Source organism: Roseixanthobacter psychrophilus (assembly GCF_043195195.1).
GTDB lineage: Bacteria > Pseudomonadota > Alphaproteobacteria > Rhizobiales > Xanthobacteraceae > NCEH01.
In genome coordinates this window covers 1-18264 of sequence record NZ_JBAFWT010000033.1, presented here as the reverse complement: position 1 = coordinate 18264, position 18264 = coordinate 1, and the positions used below count along the sequence as shown (strand labels likewise).

Genomic DNA, 18264 nt, shown 5'->3' with positions numbered 1-18264 from the left:
CTAACGCGGCCCGGCCGGGTCGGCCGTCGGTTCGGGCGACGGGTCGGCCGAGGCCGCCGGACCGCGCCCAATCCACCCGGCCAGCCGCTCCGCCAGCTTCGTCACGACGACGAAGAACACGGGCGCGAAGACGACCGCGAGGACGGTCGCGCTGATCATGCCGCCGAAGACGCCCGTGCCGATCGACTGCTGGGTCTCGCTGCCCGCCCCAGAGGCGACCATGAGCGGCACGATGCCGAGCGTGAAGGCGAGGCTCGTCATCACGATCGGACGCAGCCGCAGCCGCGCCGCCTCCACCGCCGCCTTCGCCGGATCGACGCCACGCGCGCGGGCGGCCCGCGCGAACTCGACGATCAGGATGGCGTTTTTCGCCGAGAGGCCGATGATGGTCACCAGCCCGACCTTGAAGAGCACGTCGTTGGGCATGTCGCGCAGCATCACGGCAGCCACCGCGCCGATCAGGCCGAGCGGCACCACCAGCATGACCGCGAACGGCACCGACCAGCTTTCGTAGAGCGCGGCCAGCACCAGGAACACGACCAGTATGGAGAAGGCGAGCAGCAGCGGAGCCTGCGCGCCGGCCTGCTGCTCCTGCAGGGACTGGCCGGTCCACGCGACGGCGAAGCCCGGCGGCAGCCGGCGCGCCAGAACCTCCATTTCCTGCATGGCCTCTCCACTGGAGCGGCCCGGCGCCGCCGAACCCGTGATCCGCGCCGCCGGATAGCCGTTGTAGCCCACGACCTGGAGCGGGCCGGACTCCCACGCGGGCGTGACGAGCTCCGACAGCAGCACGGAACGGCCGGCGGCGTTGCGCACCTGAAGCGCCAGCATGTCCTCGAGCGTCATCCGCGCCGCCGCGTCGGCCTGCACGATCACCTGCTGCACGCGGCCGAGATTGGTGAAATCGTTGACATAGGACGAACCCATCGCTGCGCTGAGCGTCTCCGCGATATCGGCGAAGGAGACGCCGAGGACGCGCGCCTTCAGCCGGTCGATATGAAGCCGGATGCGGCTTCCGGCGGGCAGGCCCTCCTCATAGACACCGGAGAGCACGGGGCTTGCGGCGGCCGCGGCCAGAAGCCAGTCCTTCGCCGCCGCGAGCGCGGCCGGGCCGCGGCCGGCGTGATCCTCCAGCCGCAGCGCGAAGCCTGAGGTCGTGCCAAGCCCGTCGATCGCCGGCGGCAGCATGCTGACGACGCTGCCCTCGCGGATCGACCGGGCGGCCGCGTTGGCCCGTGTGACCTCGTCGGCGGCGCTCGCCCCCTTGCGCGCGTCCCAGTCCGTCAGCATGGTGTAGATCATCGCGGCATTCGGGCCGGAGCCCGAGAAGCCGAACCCCAGGATGCTCTCGGTGTGCCGGATGGCCGGCCGCGAGGCATTGTGCCGCTCCATGGTCTCGACCGCTTCGCGTGTGCGGTTCGCGGTCGCGTCCGGCGGCAGCTGGATGGAGGTCAGGAAATAGCCCTGGTCCTCCTCCGGCAGGAAGGCCGAGGGCAGCCGCGCGAAGGCGAGGCCGAGCAGGACGACGACCACCGCGAAACCCGCCATCATGTACCGGGGCCGCACCACCAGCCGGGCGACGCCGCGCGCGTAGCCGCGCGTCAGCCCCTCGAAGCGCCGGTCGAACCAGCCGAAGAAGGCCGGCTTCTCCCCGTGCGCCCGCACCGGCTTGAGCATGGTCGCGCAGAGCGCCGGCGTCAGCGTGAGGGCAAGGAAGGCCGAAAGCAGGATCGACACCGCCATCGTGAGCACGAATTGCCGATAGATGACGCCAACGGAACCGCCCGCCAGCGCCATCGGCACGAACACGGCCGAGAGCACCAGCGTGATGCCGATGACCGCCCCGCTCATCTCGCGCATCGCCCTGAGCGTCGCCGCGCGCGGTGTGAGCCCCTCCTGCGCCATGAGCCGCTCTACCGTCTCGACCACGACGATGGCGTCGTCGACGATGATACCGATGGCCAGCACCATGCCGAACATGGTCAGCACGTTGATGGAATAGCCCACCGCCAGCATCACCGCGAAGGTGCCGAGCAGGGCGACCGGCGCCACGATCGCCGGGATCAGCGTGCAGCGGACGTTCTGCAGGAACAGGAACATCACCAGGAAGACCAGCGCCATGGCCTCAAGAAGCGTGACCAGCACCTTCTCGATGGAGACGCGCACGAAGGGCGCCGTATCGAAAGGGATCGAAAACCCCATTCCCTCCGGCATGGCCTTGGCCAGCTCCGTCATCCGGGCCGCGATGGCTGAGGATGTCGTCACCGCATTGGCGCCGGGGGCGAGCTGGACCGCGAGCGTCGCCACCGGCCTGCCGTTGGAGCGGGAAGCGAAGGCGTAGGATTGCGCACCCAGCTCGACCCGGGCGACCGTACCGAGGGTCAGGCTGGATCCATCCGGATTGGCGCGCAGCACGATGGCCCGGAACTGCTCGGGCGTCCGCAACCGCCCATCGGCCTCGAGCGGCACGGTGACACGCTGGCCGGCGGTCGTCGGCTCGGCCCCGAGGGCGCCCGGCGCGATCTGCACGTTCTGCTGCGCGATGGCGGTGGTGACGTCGCCGAAGGTCAGATCGTGGGCGGACAGCTTGACCGGATCGACCCAGATCCGCATCGCGCGCTCCGTCGCGAAGAGTTGGACGCGGCCGACGCCGGGCAGGCGCTTGAGCTCGTCAGCGACGTTGCGCACAGCGTAGTCGCCGAGGGTTACCTCGTCGTGCGCCCCGCTCAGGGACGTGATGTCCAGCAGTAGCAGGAAGCCGGAGGCGACGGCCTCGACCGTCAGGCCGAGCTGCCGGACCGCCTGCGGCAGGCGCGCCTCCACGGTCTTCAGCCGGTTCTGCACGTCGACCTGCGCAAGTTCCGGGCTGGTGCCGGGCTTGAACGTAGCGGTGATCGTCGCGGTGCCCGACATGTCCGTCGAGCTCTCGAAATACAGGAGATTGCGCACGCTCGAGAGTTCACGCTCGATCAGGCCGACGACGCCCTCGCTCATCGCCTGGGGCGAGGCACCGGGGTAGGTCGCATAGATGCTGATGCTCGGCGGCGCGATGGCCGGATAGCGCTCGGTGGGAAGCTGCGGGATTGCGATGGCCCCGGCGAGCGCGATGACGATCGCGATGACCCAGGCGAAGACCGGCCGGTCGATGAAGAAGGCGGACATCAGCGATGCGGCTCCGCATCCGCGACGCGCTCGACCCGCCAGGGCAAGGCGTTCACCTGCGCGCCCGGCTGGATGCGGTCCTGCCCCTCCACGACCACCTGGTCGCCGGCGCGCAGCCCGCTTTCGACGACGACGCGCCCGTCGATCTGCCCGCCGGTCACGATCTCGCGGCGCACCACCCTGCCCGCGTCCTCGACGATGCTGACGTGCTCGACGCCGTTGCCGTCGCGCTGGACCGCCTGCAGGGGCACCAGCAGTGCCGCCGGCCTTTTCTCCCGCCCCAGCCGCGCCCGCACGAACATGCCCGGGAGCAGGAGACGCTGGGGATTGTCCGCCTCGACGCGAAGGACGATCTCGCCCGTTCCGGGGTCGACGCTGATCCCCGAGAACAGCAGCCTTCCGACCACAGGATAGGCCTTGCCGTCTGCCGACAGGATTTCCACCGGGGTGCCCGCATCCGCTTCATCGGGGCGCGCCAGCCCCCGCAAGGCGTCGAGGCGGCGTGCCGGCTGGCGGAGATCGACATAGACCCGGTCGATCTGCTGCACGATCGCGAGCGGCGAGGTGCCGCCCGGCGTTGCCAGCAAGCCCTCGCTCGCCAACGCATGGTCGATCCGCCCGGCGATGGGCGCGCGGATGGTGGCGAAGCCGAGATCGAGCGTCCGGCGCTCCAGCGCGGCCCGGCCGTACGCGACGTCGGCAGCGGCCTGCGCGCGCGCGGCGATGGCTTCGTCATAGGCCTGCTGTGTGGCCGTGTTGGTCTTGAGAAGCGCCTCCACGCGCCGGACCTGCGCCTCCGTCCTGTTGAGCGCGGCATCGGACCTGCTAAGGGCCGCCGCCGCCATGTCGACTTCGGCGGCGAACGCGGCCGGATCGATCTGGAACAGGGGCTGGCCCGCCTCGACCTCGCTGCCCTGGCGGAATAGCCGGTTCCGGACGATACCGCCAACCTGCGGCCTGATCTCCGCGACACGATAGGCGGCGACCCGGCCGGGCAGCACGTCGTAGATCGTAATGGCCTCGGGTCTCAGTTGCACGACCGAGACCTCGACGGGTTCGTGGAGTGCAGCCGGCTGGCTCTCACCGCACGCCGCCAAGGCGAGCGCCCCTGCAACAATCAGGAGGCAGCGCGGGGGCCACACAAGGCCCCGACGAGGAAGATCGGTTTTCATGGGCAGGGCTATCGCGCAGCGCGATTGCCCAAAGATTACAACAAACAGAGAATTGCTGAATTCGTCGCCAAGATCGGCGGCACGGGGCCAGACGCTCAACGAGTGGGCCATCGCGCTCAGGCCTGCGGCAGGGTGTCAAGCAGCGGGCGTGCGAGATGGGTGGCGTTGACCCATCGCTCATCCTGGAGGTGCGGGTCACCTCTTGATGGGAGAGCCTAGAGGATTTCGAACGCGGCGAACTCGACGCGGCCATCGTACTGCGCCACGATAACCATCGCCGCGGCGGAGAGGTTATTCTCGACGAGGAATTCGGCTGGATGGCGGTGCCGGACTTCGAGCATAGGGCCGGCGATCCGCTGGGCTCGCCACCCAGGCCGCGCCGTGCAGCGTTCGCACCATGGCGACATCTGCCCTGGATGCCGCGGGCATCCCGTGGACGGAGGTGTTCGTCGGCGGCGGCATCGGTACCATTGGCGCCGCCGTATCCGCCGGCCTTGCAGTAGCGGCCCTTGGGCGCCGCGTAGCCCCGGCGGTGACTGTCGATGTGGGGCCGAGGGTTGGGCTACCGGGACTGCCCTCGCGGGAGGTGATGCTCTACTCAAACCTCACCGATCGGACCGCCTGCAAGGCGCTGCGCACGCTCGGTGCTGCGATCCGCTCGACAGCGGGCGGGCCCACGTAATTGCGAGGCTCGGGCGTTGCCCAAGTGTTTCGTCCCAGCCTGATATGGCTTGGCTTAAGATCAATTCGGCGCCGCCAAAGACTGCGGGAATGTCGGACTTTCATTTCCTTTTTAGATGCCGCGTTGGATGGCCATCGCGGCAGCGCGAACCAATCGATCGTCCGGGAAAAGCCCCAGATCGTGCTGCGCACGGAGCCTTTGTTCAAAGTCTACATAGCTTGGCGTCGTGTCGAACTCGCGAGCGAGCGTCTGAAGCTCACGGCCGATGACCTGAGTGCGCTCCATGCGAGCCCGGCCCTCCTCCGGACCTGGCCATTCCTGGCCCGTCCCGCGCCGTCTTGTCGGCGTGTGCCAGAACCCAGCGCGCCACCGCCTCTACGGCGTCGGCAGCCCTGGCGATGAGGCTGTAGCTGGTGCTCCGCCCGCCGGCCGGATCCCGGGCCAGAATTCCCGTGCCGCACAGGTCGTCGATGTCGCGGGCGGCGGTGTCCTACGAGCACTTGGCGGGGGTGGCATATTTGGACGAGGTCAGCTTGCCTTCGAAGCCGTTGAGCAGACGGTTGACCACGAGGCGCTGGCGTGTGTTGAGGGCGCTCCTGGCATGGGCCTCCCAGAACCGCGCCTTGCGATCTTGGCGAAGCCTCAAGTCGCGGACAGACGCTATCTCGAGATCGTGCACGAACGCACGGGTCCCTTCCCCGCGATCTGATGCCCCGCTTTGGAGCACCGGCCTAGCTTAACGAACGTAGCCGGAATGCCGACACCCAAGAACGTCCCGCTGCATCCTGCACGGCCGCGAAGCGCGGGATTGACCCTTTAGAGACTGTGCTACCGTCCACTTTCCAGCCGGCTGTCACCTTGGACGGATATCTGAGCGACGGATATCTGAGCGGCCGCTTTCGACTCCCTCGCCTGCATAGGTCATTCGCGGCACAATCCGCGAATGTGAGACTGGATTGTCGTGGCGGCAGCGTCAATCAGCATGGCATCGGATCACGCAGCACACTCCGACCTATGAGATTTAGAGGCGGAGGCGTCTCGACGGGTGTAGGCGATGATCGCCGGCCGACACCATCGATCAGGCTCATCAGGGTCGCGGTCCGTGCACAGCTGTAGCCGACTCAGACTGGCCATGCGTTTCGCCATGCAGACAGTTCGTCTTCGGTCACCCATGGCGCGACTGCACGGGCCACCTGCCTCGCGGGCCTGCTGGATGAACCCCACGAACTCGTGTCGGATCCTGAAAGGTCTCTTCATTCAAAATCCTCGTCGATCGTCTCGGCGCCCGCAACAATTAATATACTGAAACAGTCCCGCCTTGTTTATAATTTATAAAATATTATTGAATTTAATTTCCGTTATTCTGCTCGAAAATCTAAAGTAATTGACAAATTTTGCGCCAGTTTTGATTTGATTCTTTCGCGCATTCTTCTCTGTCATCTGCATCGCGACGGCCGTTATATTCAGACTTTGATTCGCGAGTCCTGAGCCTAGGCCAGCGCCCCATCTCGGACATCGAGAATGTCTGTTCCGTGGTCCCCATTGCAGTTCCGGGCAACACCTCGGCTGAATGGAGCTCTCGGCTGAGCGCCGCGGCCGCTCCACGACATCCCACCGCAATCGAGGTCCGCTTGACATTAAACTATGTAGCATTTACGTTTTGCTACATCTTAAAAATCAGTGCAATTCGCCGCGCATAGCCCCCTTCGGGCATCGTTGAAGGCGAAGCCAGAGCCGGGAAAATGAGGGGGCCGATGAGCGCTGCTGCCACGCATCCGCAAGACCAGACGTATTCGCCCCAGCAAGCCAGGCCATTGTTGGAGGTGTCCGGGGTCACGCTCCAGTACAAGACCCGCGATCTGCTCGTCACGGCCACCCGCGACGTCAGCTTCGAAGTCTATCCGGCCGACCGATTCGTGCTACTCGGTCCGTCCGGCTGCGGGAAATCCAGCCTGCTGAAAGGTGTCGCCGGCTTCCTGAAACCGGTGGCGGGCTTCATGCGGCTGAACGGCCAAATGATCACCGGCGCCGGTCCCGACCGCATGATGGTGTTCCAGGATTTCGACCAGCTGATGCCCTGGAAGACCGTGCTGGAGAATGTGATGTTCCCCATCCTGGTGAGCCGTCGCTTCCCCCGCGCCATGGCCCGCGAGCGCGCTCTGGCCAGTATTTCGAAGGTCAAGCTCAGCAAATTCGCGGATGCCTATCCGCATATGCTCTCCGGCGGCATGAAGCAGCGCGTGGCCATCGCCCGCGCTATGGCCATGGAGCCCGCCATCCTCCTGATGGATGAGCCCTTCGCAGCCCTCGATGCCCTGACGCGCCGCCAGATGCAGGACGAACTGCTGCAGCTGTGGGACGACACCCGCTTCACCGTCCTCTTCGTCACCCACTCCATCGAGGAGGCGATCGTGATCGGCTCGCGGATTCTCGTGCTCTCGCCCCATCCCGGCCAGGTGAAGGCGGAACTGAATGCCCACCAGTACGGGCATGACCACCTGGGCGGGAGCGATTTCATGGCCCTGGCTCAGAAGATCAACACCATGCTTTTTGCAGAGGGTCACCATGGCTGAGATGTCTCCTTTGCCGGTCGCCCGGCTTTCCCCGCCGATCCGGCCGGAGTTCGAACGGACCACGCCGCGCGTGAGCGATGCAGGCGAGATCGAGCGTCCGCTTTCGCTCTGGGAGCACCTTGTGAACATGGAGGGTGTCAGGCGCGGGGCAATCGTCGTGGCGCTGATGGTGGCCTGGCAACTCTATGCCATATGGCTCTCCAACCCGCTGATGTTCCCCACGCTAACGGACACCCTGCGCGCCTTGTGGGACGGCCTCATCCACGGTGTCCTGCTCCAGCGCATCGGAGCCACACTCCAGGTGCTTATGACGGGCTATACGATCGGCATTGCCCTCGCGGCCATGCTGACCACCTTCGCCGTCTCCTCGCGGCTGGGCGCCGACCTTCTGGCGACCCTCACCGCCATGTTCAATCCGCTGCCCGCCATCGCCCTCCTGCCGCTGGCGCTCTTGTGGTTCGGGCTCGGCGTGCCCAGCCTCGTCTTCGTCATTGTGCATTCGGTGTTATGGGCCGTGGCCCTCAACACGCTGACGGGCTTTTTGGGCGTCTCCGAAACTCAGAGGCTGGCCGGCCAGAACTATGGCCTGCGCGGCGTGCGCTATGTGGCGCTGATCCTGATCCCCGCCGCCTTCCCCTCGATCCTCTCGGGACTGAAGATCGGCTGGGCCTTCGCTTGGCGCACGCTGATCGCGGCGGAACTGGTGTTCGGCGTGTCCTCGCGCTCGGGCGGGCTCGGCTGGTTCCTGTTCGAGAAGCGCAACCAGCTGGAAACCGATCAGGTCTTCGCCGGGCTCACCTGCGTCATCATCATCGGCCTCCTGGTGGAGGGGTTGATCTTCCGCACCATCGAGGCCCGCACCATCCGCCGCTGGGGCATGAGCCGCGGCTGACCCCACCCTGCACGCATAAACCCAAGGAAACGAGCAGTCCCATGCGTATTCGCCTACTCGGCACCGGCACGCCCACGCCCTCCCTGCGCCGCATGTCCTCCGGCTATGTGATCGAGACCGGCAACGACGTGATCGTCATGGACCATGGCTTCGGCGCCCATCATCGCCTGCTGGAACTGGGCATCCCCGCGACCAGGGTGACCCACCTCTTCTTCTCCCACCTGCACTATGACCATTGCGGCGACTATGGCCGTCTACTCCTGACCCGCTGGGACCAGGGCGCCGACCGCATTCCGGAGCTGAAGGTCTTCGGGCCCGCCCCCATCGCCGAGATCACCGAGCGCCTGTTCGGGCTGGATGGCGTCTACAACGCGGACCTTGTGGCACGCACCTCCCACGGCTCGAGCCTCGACCTGTTCAAGGCCCGCGGCGGCGCACTCCCCCGGCCGCGGCCCGCCCCTGAAGTCACCACGCTTGCGCCCGGCGACGTCATCCAGGGCGACGGCTGGACGCTGGAGACGACCCAGGTGAACCACTTCCAGCCCTTCCTCGTCACCCTCGGCTTCCGTCTGACGACGCCCGAGGGCGTCTTCGTCTATTCCGGCGACAGCGGGCCGGCGGAAAGCATGCATGTGCTGGCCAAGGATTGCGACGTGCTCGTGCACATGTGCCATTATCTTTCGGGAACGAACTACAGCCCTGATTTTTCGCATAGCTGCATGGGCCACATGGAGCTGGCGGAGCTGGCGCGCGACGCCAAGGTGAAGAATCTCGTTCTCACCCACATCACCGAGCAGTTCGACCGGCCGGGCCTCAGGGAACGGGTGGTCTCCGACATTTCGCGCGTCTACGGCGGCAACATCTTCTTCGGCGAAGACCTCATGGAGATCCCGCTCAAGGGACCGCAGAACGACCGCCTGCTCTGACGCGATTCGGCGACCACCCGTCGAATCTGATGCAGTAAGAACCAAACGCGATTCCCGGCCCGCCGGCGTCGCGTTTCATCGATCGCAAAACGAGACGCCAAAACGGCGCAGAACCTTCCGGATAACAAGGGGATACATATGAAACAACTTGCCCGGCTGGCCGGATTAGCCATCGCTCTTGCCGCCGTCTTCGGTCCGCACTTTGCTCGGCAGGCCGAGGCGGCCGAGGTGCGTGTCGTGAGCGGCCTCGGCCTGTGCTACCTGCCCATGATCATCGCCACGGAAAGCAGGCTGATTGAAAAGCATGCGGCCGCCCTCGGCGTACCCGATGTCAAGGTCACCTACACGCAGCTGACCAGTGGCCCGGCCATCACCGATGCGCTGATCTCCGGCAATGCCGACATTGCCATGGCCGGCACGTCGGTGATGCTGAATTTGTGGGACAAGACGGTGAAGTTTGCCCCTGTGAAGGGAATGATGGCGATCTGCGATTCCCCGATCTATTTCAACACCATCGACCCCGCGATCACGTCCATCAAGGACTTCAAGCCGAGCGACCGGATCGCCATGGCCTCCGGCAAGGGAACGCAGCATGCCCTGATCCTGGAGATGGCCACCGCCCAGGCCTTCGGCTTCGACCAGCGCAACAAGTTCGACACGCTCGCCATCACAATGTCCCATCCCGACGGAGTCGCTGCGCTGCTTTCGGGCGGGGCGGGCGCCAAGACGCACGTGACCACAGTGCCCTTCATCCAGATGGAACTCGCCAATCCGAACGTGCGCACCATCCTCAGCTCCTATGAAGTCACCGGCGGCCCCAGCACGTTGATCACCGCTTACGCCAATGACAAGTGGCGGGCGGACAATCCCAAGCTCTATGACGCCACCTATGCGGCGCTGACCGAGGCGATGGGTCTCATCGCCGCCGACAAGACCGCGGCGGCGCAGGCGTTCAAGCGGTTCGACACCTCGAAGCTGTCGGTGGCCGAGATTGTCGCGATCCTCAATGATCCAAATATGATGACCTTCTCGCCGACACCCCGAAAGGTAATGGTCTTCGCGCAATACATGCACAAGACCGGCCTCCTGAAGAACTCACTCGCCTCCTGGAAAGACGTTTTCTTCAGCAACGTCCATGATCTGCCCGGCGACTGACCGCTCATGGCGGGCACCGCGCACGCCACCGTGCCGGCGCCTTGCCTCCTCGGAGGAATGTCGGTACCTCCGCCCTCTCACCTGCGTTCGGACTCTCCCATGACAAAGCCTCAGGTTCCGCGTGCGACGCGCGATAAGGCCGATGCCGTGACCAGGGCTCCGGCGTCCCAGGCGGGCTACGACTTCTGGCGCCGCTTTGCGCCGAAGGACCCCGGCCAGTCCCCGAAATACCTCCAGCTGAGGGATGCGGTGCTGGCGGGGATTCGCGAGGGATTCTGGAGCCTTGGCGATCGCCTGCCGCCCGAAAAGGATCTGGCCTTGGCCACCGGACTCAGCCTCGGCACGGTGCAGAAGGCCTATCGCGAGCTGGTGCAGGACGGGGCGGTGGATCGTCGTCAGGGGCGTGCCGGAAGCTTTGTCAATCGCGAGCCGCGCCAAGTGGATACGGTCTGGCACTTCCTGTTCAGCGACGAGCGGCGCGAGAACTTTTTCCCCGTCTTCCCCCAGGTGGATCGTGTCCACCGGCACAGTAGCCGCGGCTCCTGGAGCATGCACCTGCAATGGGTGGAAGACGAAGTGGTAGAGATCGACCGCATCGTCGACATCGGCCACGAATTACTGGTCTACAGCCAGTTCATTATTGATGCGCGCGTCTATGACCAGGCGCGCAAGGACAAGACGATGCCCCTTGAGGGCGTTAACCTGCGGCGTGAGCTTAACCTCAATGTCCAGCGCGTGACCTACGATATCCGAATTGAGCCTCTTCCACGGGACATTTGCTCCAAGATCGGGGTGGCGTCCAAGACGATCGGCATGGTGGTGGAGATCTTCAGCTCGGCGAGTCCGGCCAATCACGGCTCGTTTCAGCGGATCTTCATCCCGCGCACGCAGTTCTTCATGCGCATAGACAGTCAGGCGCCCCGGTCCGCGTAAGGCTCACTCGTAGATGCGTCGATCCGCATTCTCCTGCGGGTGGACGGTTCCCGCCCGCTCGGCCCGGCACCCGTTGCGGAACGCGGCCGGGGTCATGCCCAGCCGGGCCTTGAGGGCGCGGCCGAAGTGGGAGGAATCCACGAAGCCAAGATCCGCCGCGATCTGTGCCGTGGTGGTTGAAGTATTCCGAAGCATCCATTGGCCATGCTTCAGCCTCAAGTCGAGATAGGCCTGGTGCGGGCTCGTCCCGAGCTGCTCCTGGAACAGCCGTTCGAACTGCCGGGTCCCGAGGCCGAGCCGAGACGCTATCTGCGGGATGGTCAGCGGATCGGCCAGATTCTGCTCCATCATCAGCAGCGCGCGTTGGACGCGCCGGTCCGCGCAGGCGTGGGGATCCGGCTGCGGCACAGGCTGGGGGCTCGCCTCGTCCCGCGGCCGGGTCATCAGCAGCATGTGCATCGCCTTCTGCGCCCGTGCCTGGCCCAAGTGCAGCGCCACGAGGCGCGCAGCCAGGTCCGCCACACCGGCCCCGCCCGAGCAGGTGATCCGGTCCCCGTCGATCACGAACAGCAAGTCGGCGACCAGGATAAGGCTCGGAAATTCCTCCATGAAATCCCGGTAGTGGTACCAGCTCACGCAGCACTTGCGGTGCTCCATGAGGCCGAGCCGGCATAGCACGAAGCTGGCCGTGCACACGCCCACGAGCGGCACGCCGGCCTCAGCCGCTTTGTGAAGATAGGCGGCGGTCTCGGGGGGCAGGGGCGGTACGTCGTGCAGCAATCCGCCTACCACCACCACATAATCGAAGCCAGCCGGGTCCATGAGGCCCGAGGAGGGTTGTACCTCGATCCCGCAGGAGGAGCGCACCGGCCGCCGGTTCGTGCTCATCACCTGCCAGTCGCAGGCGATGGGCCGCGAGCGATCCCCTTCGTCGCCCGCGAGGCGCAGCACATCCACGAACGTGGAAAATGCAGTAAGGGTGAAATTGTGCAGCAGCAAAAAGCCGACCTTCAGCTTTGATCGTACCGCGCGCGAATGTCTCATTCCTACTATTGTGTAGTCGTCTTTCTGCAAGATTCAATCATTATCGTCGGGCACAATCGCTGCACAAATTGGCAGGACCAAGCTGCCGCTGCAGGTGATTTGGATGCCGCACTTCTCGCTCTCATCGCTTCTGTCCGAAGCCTTCAATGCGCACCAGGGTTGGGGGCTGCAATGGCGCAAGCCCGAGCCCAAGCGCGCCTACGACGTTGTTGTTGTCGGCGGCGGCGGGCATGGGCTCGGTACCGCTTATTATCTCGCGCGCAAGCACGGCATCACCAATGTCGCCGTGGTCGAGAAGGGCTGGATCGGCGGCGGTAATTCAGGCCGCAACACCACCATCATCCGCTCCAACTATCTCTATGACGAGAGCGCGGCCATCTACGAGCATGCTTTGAAGATGTGGCGCGGCCTTGCGCAGGAATTGCAGTACAACGTCATGTATTCCCCGCGCGGGGTCATGATGTTGGCGCACACCCAGCACGACCTTCAGATCTTCATGCGGCATATCTATGCCAACCGCCTGAACGGCATCGACAATGAATGGCTGACGGCGGAGGAGGCGCGCGCCTTCTGCCCCGGGCTCGATATTTCTCCCGGCGCTCGCTACCCGGTCCTGGGCGCCGCGCTCCAGCGGCGCGGCGGCACGGCCCGCCATGATGCGGTGGTGTGGGGCTATGCGCGGGCCGCCGATGCCCTCGGCGTCGACATCATCGAGAATTGCGAGGTAACCGGATTCATCCGCCAGTCCGGCGGCGCGATAGCCGGCGTGGAGACCACCCGCGGGCCGATCCGCGCCCGCAGGGTGGGCGTCGCGGCAGCCGGGCACACCAGCGTCGTGATGGCGCGAGCCGGGCTGCGCATGCCGCTGGAAAGCTTCCCGCTGCAGGCGCTGGTCTCCGAGCCGGTGAAGCCGGTGGTGCCCTGCGTCGTCATGTCGAACGCCGTCCATGCCTACCTGTCCCAGTCGGACAAGGGCGAACTGGTGATCGGCGCCGGCACCGACCAGTACGTCTCCTATTCCCAGCAGGGCGGGCTGCACGTCACCTCCCATACGCTGGAGGCCATTTGCGAGCTGTTCCCGCAGTTTCGGCGCATGAAGATGATGCGCTCCTGGGGTGGCATCGTGGATGTCACCCCGGACCGTTCGCCGATCATCGACCGGACGTCGGTGGAAGGGCTTTACGTCAATTGCGGCTGGGGCACGGGTGGCTTCAAGGCGACGCCGGGCTCGGCCGACCTGTTTGCTCACATGCTTGCCACCGGTGCCCCGCACCCCATCAGCGCGCCTTTCACCCTCGACCGTTTCCGCACTGGCCGCCTCATCGACGAGGCGGCCGCGGCGGCGGTCGCACACTGAGTTTCATTATGCTCCTCCTCCATTGTCCCCATTGCGGCGCCCGGCCCGAGATCGAGTTCCGGTGCGGCGGCGAAGCCCACATCTCCCGTCCGGACCATCCCGAAGCGTGCGACGACGCGGCCTGGGCGCGCTTCCTCTACTTCCGCTCCAATCCCAGGGGCGTCCACGCGGAGCGCTGGCTTCATGCGCACGGCTGCGGGCGCTGGTTCAACGCGCTGCGCGACACCGCGAGCGATGCGTTCGTGGCAAGCTATCCCATGGGGACGCCACGGCCAGAAGGAGGCGCATGATGGCCCATCCCCAGCCCTTCCGCCTTCCCGCCGGCGGGCGCGTCGACCGCACCCAGCCGCTCCGCTTCACCTTCAACGGACGTGGACTTGCCGGCCTCGCCGGCGACACGGTGGCTTCGGCCCTGCTGGCGAACGGCATCCACCTTGTGGGGCGCTCGTTCAAGTATCACCGCCCGCGCGGCATCCTCAGCCACGGCGCGGACGAGCCCAATGCGCTGCTGGACATCGATCGCGGCGCCGGCCGGCGCGACCCGAACAACCGCGCCACCATCGTGGAAGCCTGCGACGGCCTCGTCACGCGCTCCCAGAACCATTGGCCGTCTCTGGAATACGATATCGGTGAGGTGAACGATGTTCTCGCGCCGATCTTCGTCGCCGGATTCTACTACAAAACCTTCAAATGGCCCCGAAGTTTCTGGCACAAGGTCTATGAGCCGGTGATCCGTGCCGCGGCCGGGCTCGGCGTGGCTCCGCGTGCGCCGGACGCCGAGCGCTATGGGCATCGCCACGCCTATTGCGACGTGCTGGTGGTGGGGGCGGGGCCTGCCGGCCTTGCCGCCGCGCTCGCCGCGGCGGAACACGGACAGCGGGTGATCCTCGCCGATGAGCAACCGGAGCCCGGCGGCAGCCTGCTCCACGACGCGGTCTCGAGCATCGAGGGCGAGCAGGCTATTGCCTGGCGCGACAAGGCGTTGGCCGAGCTTCAGCGGCGGGACAACGTCACTGTCCTGACACGGACCACCGCCTTCGGCTATTACAACCACAATCATGTCGCGCTGGCGGAGCGCTGCACCGACCATCTCGCGGTCGCCCCTGCGGGCCAGCCGCGCGAGCGGCTGTGGCAGGTACGGGCCCGCGAGGTGGTCCTCGCCACCGGTGCCCACGAGCGTCCCCTGGCCTTTGCCGGTAACGACCGGCCGGGCATCCTGCTGGCGGAGAGCATCCGCGTCTACCTGCAGCGCTATGCGGTCGCCGTTGGGCGGTCCCTCGTCTTCGCGACCAACGGAGCATCTGCCTACCAGGCCGCTGCGGAGGCGCGAGCCGCAGGCCTTGCCGTGACGGTGGTGGACACGCGCCCGCAGGACGCCTGCGGGCCGGAACTGGCCGGGATCCGCGATGCCGGCGTCGAGGTGCTGACCGGGCACACTGTGGTCGGCTCCCTCGGTCGCAGCCGGGTGAGGGGGCTCGTCGTCGCGCCGGTCAGCCCGTCCGGGAGCGTCGGGCCGCGCCGCGTTCTTGCGTGCGATGCCGTCGGCCTCTCCGGCGGGTGGACGCCCACCGTGCATCTTCACTCCCAGTCGCGCGGCAAGCTGGCCTTCCGGGAAGATATCGACGCCTTCGTTCCCGGCGCGGCGGCGCAGCGGGCGCGGTCGGCGGGCGCCTGCAACGGCGCCTACGACCTGTCCGCCATTCTCGCGGAAGGCTGGCAGGCGGGCACGCGAGCGGCGAGGGGCGAGAGCGCGCGGACCTTCGCCGTTGTCCCTCCCTCCGCCACGGGCTTCACCCCGGCTCGGGTGCTGCCGACGGACGCCGATCCGGGCCGCGCGCGCGCGTTTGTGGATTTCCAGAACGACGTCACAGCCAAAGACATCAGGCTGGCGGTGCGCGAGGGGTTCGAGAGCGTCGAGCACATCAAGCGCTACACCACCAACGGCATGGCCACCGACCAGGGCAAGACCTCCAACATGGCCGCTCTCGGCCTCATCGCCGAAGCGGTGGAGCGACCCATTCCGCAGGTGGGCACCACCACCTTCCGCGCGCCCTACACGCCGGTCTCGTTCGGCGCCCTTGTGGGCGCGGCGCGCGATACCCTGTTCGACCCCATCCGCACCACGCCCATCGACGACTGGGCGCGCGCGCGGGGCGCGGTCTTCGAGCCGGTGGGCCTGTGGCAGCGCGCCCGCTATTTCCCCCGGGCCGGAGAGGACATGCGCGCTGCCGTGGCGCGGGAATGCCGAACGGTGCGCCAGGCGGTGGGCCTGTTCGATGCCTCGACGCTGGGCAAGATCGAGGTGACGGGACCCGATGCTCTGGCGTTTCTCGACCGCATTTATGCGGGTGACCTGAGCGCACTTGAACCCGGCATGTGCGGCTACGCCCTGATGCTGGGCGAGAACGGCTTTATCTTCGATGACGGCATCGTCGCCCGCCTGGGGCCGGACCTTTTCCACGTCACCACCTCCAGTGGCGGCGCGGCGCGCGTGTTCGCCCACATGGAGGACTATCTCCAGACCGAATGGAGCGACCTGAAGGTGCATCTCACCTCCACAACGGAGCAATGGGGCGTTATCGCCGTGCAGGGGCCCAGGGCAACCGAGGTGATCGCGCCGCTGGTCGAGGGCATTGATCTCTCGCCCATGGCTTTCCCGCCCATGGCGGTGCGTAGCGGAACCCTATGCGGGGTCCCTCTCCGGCTGTTCCGGCTCTCCTTCACCGGCGAGCTGGGCTACGAGATCAACGTGCCCTCCGGCTTTGCGCGGGATGTGTGGGACGTCCTGTGGGAGCGCGGGCAAGGCTTCGGCATGTCCGCCTACGGCACCGAGGCCACCCATGTTCTGCGTGCCGAGCGGGGCTTCCTGCTCGCCGGCCATGACACCGATGGCACCGTGACGCCGGACGATGCCGGCCTGTCTTGGGCGGTGTCCGGCACCAAGCCGGATTTCGTCGGCAAGCGCTCGCTATGCCGGCCGGACATGCTGAAGGCGGACCGCCGACAACTGGTCGGCCTGCTGACCGAAGCGGAAGGCCTCCTGGTGGATGAGGGCGCGCAGATCGTGGCCGATCCGACGGCCGCGGTGCCGGTGCCCATGCTCGGGCATGTCACGTCGAGCTATTGGAGCGACACCTGCGGGCGATCCATCGCTTTGGCCCTCGTCTCGGGCGGGCGGGGGCGGATGGAGGAGGTCCTCCAGGCGACGACCCGTACCGGCTTCACCGCCGTGCGCGTAGTGCCCCCGGTCTTCTTCGATCCTACGGGAGAACGCGTCCATGGAAGCAACGTCCATGTCTGAGCGTGCCACATATCGCTCGCCGTTCACCGCGCCGGCCTCCATCATGCAAGCGGCGGCCATCGTCCCCCTCGGCCCGGCAAGCCGCCACGTGCTGCGCCTCCCGCCCGGAGCCGCGGCGGCGGTGGGACGGGCGGGGATGTTCGATCTGTCCGGCCCCGTCAATTCCGCGCGGGGCACGACGGATCGCTTCGCCGCGCGCCTCGGCCCCGACGAATGGCTGCTGGTGGCGCCGGATGGGGATGGAGCGGCCAGCGCCATCGCGGCGGATCTCGCCGGGCATTTTCACTCCCTGGTGGACATCGGCCACCGCCAGGCGGCGATCACCGTCGGCGGCGCCGCCGCGCCGATGATCCTGAATGCGGGGGTCCCCCTCGACCTCCACGGGAGCGCATTTCCGCCGGGGAGCGCCACCCGCACCGTGCTCGCCAAGGCGGAGATCGTGCTGATACGGGGCAACGAGGGGTTCCGCGTCGAGTGTGCGCGGTCCTTCGCCCCTTATGCCCAGGCCTTCCTGCTGGAGGCGGCGCAGGAATGGGGGGCGGCGTGATCAGCGTGTTCGACCTGTTCAGGATCGGTATCGGGCCGTCCTCGTCCCACACGGTGGGTCCCGGGTAGCCGCAAGGCGCTTCCTGAAGACCATGCCCGTGCGGATCAGACGGGTTCGGGAGGAGCTTTTCGGCTCCTTGTGGCGCGGAAGTTCTATTCCGTCGGCAGCGGCTTCGTCGTGGAGCCGGGCCGACCGGAAGGGGAAGCGTCGGCGCTCCCACAGACTTGGTCCTCGATGTCGCGGATCCGGCGACTGACGGAGGATTCCTGCACCGCGAGTGCCGCTGCAGCCTTCTGGAAGCTTCCACCTTCTGCCGCAGCGATGAAATATCTGAGATGACGAATATCAATTTCAATTTGAATTTAATTCATTTCCCCCTTACTTTGTCTGACAACATTTATATTTAATAGGCCGACACTGAAATTATATTCTATTATAGAATATATACCTGAATGTAATTTCAGCATAAATAATTATAATTACGATTATAAATTGATTATTTTACGTAAAATACCTTTAA

The 18264-nt window shown here is 66.0% G+C and carries 17 protein-coding genes and 1 pseudogene; 11 read left to right on the top strand and 7 right to left on the bottom strand.

The window, feature by feature from the left end; translation table 11 throughout:
* From V5F77_RS22045 to V5F77_RS22035, 3 genes are all read right to left on the bottom strand, one after another.
* On the bottom strand, window positions 1–3162 hold the full coding sequence (locus V5F77_RS22045) for a multidrug efflux RND transporter permease subunit (protein WP_429007499.1): 3162 nt from the start codon (window positions 3160–3162) through the stop codon (window positions 1–3).
* On the bottom strand, window positions 3162–4334 hold the full coding sequence (locus V5F77_RS22040; protein ID WP_429007498.1) for an efflux RND transporter periplasmic adaptor subunit: 1173 nt from the start codon (window positions 4332–4334) through the stop codon (window positions 3162–3164). The genes V5F77_RS22045 and V5F77_RS22040 overlap by 1 nt, the downstream gene beginning before the upstream one ends.
* A 215-nt stretch (window positions 4335–4549) precedes the next feature.
* A complete protein-coding gene (locus V5F77_RS22035) occupies window positions 4550–4675 on the bottom strand; it encodes a hypothetical protein (RefSeq protein WP_429007497.1) in 126 nt (41 codons plus the stop codon).
* Window positions 4676–4731: 56 nt separating this feature from the next.
* On the opposite strand from V5F77_RS22035, the gene V5F77_RS22030 reads away from it, so the two are divergent.
* Window positions 4732–5016: a hypothetical protein gene (locus V5F77_RS22030; RefSeq protein WP_429007496.1), complete on the top strand. Its 285-nt coding sequence runs from the start codon at window positions 4732–4734 to the stop codon at window positions 5014–5016.
* A 111-nt stretch (window positions 5017–5127) separates the two neighbouring features.
* On the opposite strand, the gene V5F77_RS22025 is transcribed toward V5F77_RS22030, so the two are convergent.
* On the bottom strand, window positions 5128–5301 hold the full coding sequence (locus V5F77_RS22025) for a hypothetical protein (RefSeq protein WP_429007495.1): 174 nt from the start codon (window positions 5299–5301) through the stop codon (window positions 5128–5130).
* Window positions 5302–5506: 205 nt separating this feature from the next.
* Window positions 5507–5695: a hypothetical protein gene (locus V5F77_RS22020; RefSeq protein ID WP_429007494.1), complete on the bottom strand. Its 189-nt coding sequence runs from the start codon at window positions 5693–5695 to the stop codon at window positions 5507–5509.
* A gap of 1075 nt (window positions 5696–6770) precedes the next feature.
* On the opposite strand from V5F77_RS22020, the gene V5F77_RS22015 reads away from it, so the two are divergent.
* The 5 genes from V5F77_RS22015 to V5F77_RS21995 all read left to right on the top strand — a co-directional run bounded on the left by V5F77_RS22015 (window position 6771) and on the right by V5F77_RS21995 (window position 11495).
* The gene (locus tag V5F77_RS22015; protein WP_429007493.1) at window positions 6771–7589 is read left to right on the top strand and encodes an ABC transporter ATP-binding protein; all 819 of its coding nucleotides are present in this window, start codon (window positions 6771–6773) and stop codon (window positions 7587–7589) included.
* 1 nt (window position 7590) lies between these two features.
* Window positions 7591–8481, top strand: a complete 891-nt coding sequence (locus V5F77_RS22010) for an ABC transporter permease (RefSeq protein WP_429007542.1) — start codon at window positions 7591–7593, stop codon at window positions 8479–8481.
* A gap of 41 nt (window positions 8482–8522) precedes the next feature.
* A complete protein-coding gene (locus V5F77_RS22005; protein ID WP_429007492.1) occupies window positions 8523–9407 on the top strand; it encodes an MBL fold metallo-hydrolase in 885 nt (294 codons plus the stop codon).
* Between the two features lie 138 nt (window positions 9408–9545).
* Window positions 9546–10562 carry an ABC transporter substrate-binding protein gene (locus V5F77_RS22000; RefSeq protein WP_429007491.1) on the top strand — a complete coding sequence of 339 codons (1017 nt, stop codon included), beginning with the start codon at window positions 9546–9548 and terminating at the stop codon, window positions 10560–10562.
* Window positions 10563–10661: 99 nt separating this feature from the next.
* A complete protein-coding gene (locus V5F77_RS21995) occupies window positions 10662–11495 on the top strand; it encodes a GntR family transcriptional regulator (protein WP_429007490.1) in 834 nt (277 codons plus the stop codon).
* A 3-nt stretch (window positions 11496–11498) separates the two neighbouring features.
* Here the strand turns inward: V5F77_RS21995 and V5F77_RS21990 are convergent, their stop codons facing one another.
* Complete coding sequence (locus V5F77_RS21990) at window positions 11499–12539, bottom strand: GlxA family transcriptional regulator (protein ID WP_429007489.1); 1041 nt, start codon at window positions 12537–12539, stop codon at window positions 11499–11501.
* A gap of 103 nt (window positions 12540–12642) precedes the next feature.
* Here V5F77_RS21990 and V5F77_RS21985 point away from each other — a divergent pair, with 103 nt between their 5' ends.
* The 5 genes and pseudogenes from V5F77_RS21985 to V5F77_RS21965 form a co-directional block, all read left to right on the top strand.
* On the top strand, window positions 12643–13896 hold the full coding sequence (locus V5F77_RS21985) for a sarcosine oxidase subunit beta family protein (RefSeq protein WP_429007488.1): 1254 nt from the start codon (window positions 12643–12645) through the stop codon (window positions 13894–13896).
* An 8-nt stretch (window positions 13897–13904) separates the two neighbouring features.
* Entirely contained in the window at window positions 13905–14186 is a 282-nt protein-coding gene (locus V5F77_RS21980; protein WP_429007487.1) for a sarcosine oxidase subunit delta, read from the top strand.
* Entirely contained in the window at window positions 14183–17197 is a 3015-nt protein-coding gene (locus V5F77_RS21975) for a sarcosine oxidase subunit alpha family protein (protein WP_429007486.1), read from the top strand. Before V5F77_RS21980 ends, V5F77_RS21975 begins: the two co-directional genes overlap by 4 nt.
* On the top strand, window positions 17190–17744 hold the full coding sequence (locus V5F77_RS21970) for a sarcosine oxidase subunit gamma (RefSeq protein WP_429007485.1): 555 nt from the start codon (window positions 17190–17192) through the stop codon (window positions 17742–17744). The genes V5F77_RS21975 and V5F77_RS21970 overlap by 8 nt, the downstream gene beginning before the upstream one ends.
* Window positions 17741–17806, top strand: a pseudogene (locus V5F77_RS21965) (serine dehydratase beta chain); the annotation flags it as partial. The gene V5F77_RS21970 and the pseudogene V5F77_RS21965, both read left to right, overlap by 4 nt.
* Before the next feature lie 90 nt (window positions 17807–17896).
* Here V5F77_RS21965 and V5F77_RS21960 read toward each other — a convergent pair.
* Entirely contained in the window at window positions 17897–18088 is a 192-nt protein-coding gene (locus tag V5F77_RS21960; RefSeq protein ID WP_429007541.1) for a helix-turn-helix domain-containing protein, read from the bottom strand.
* Between the last annotated feature and the right edge of the window lie 176 nt (window positions 18089–18264).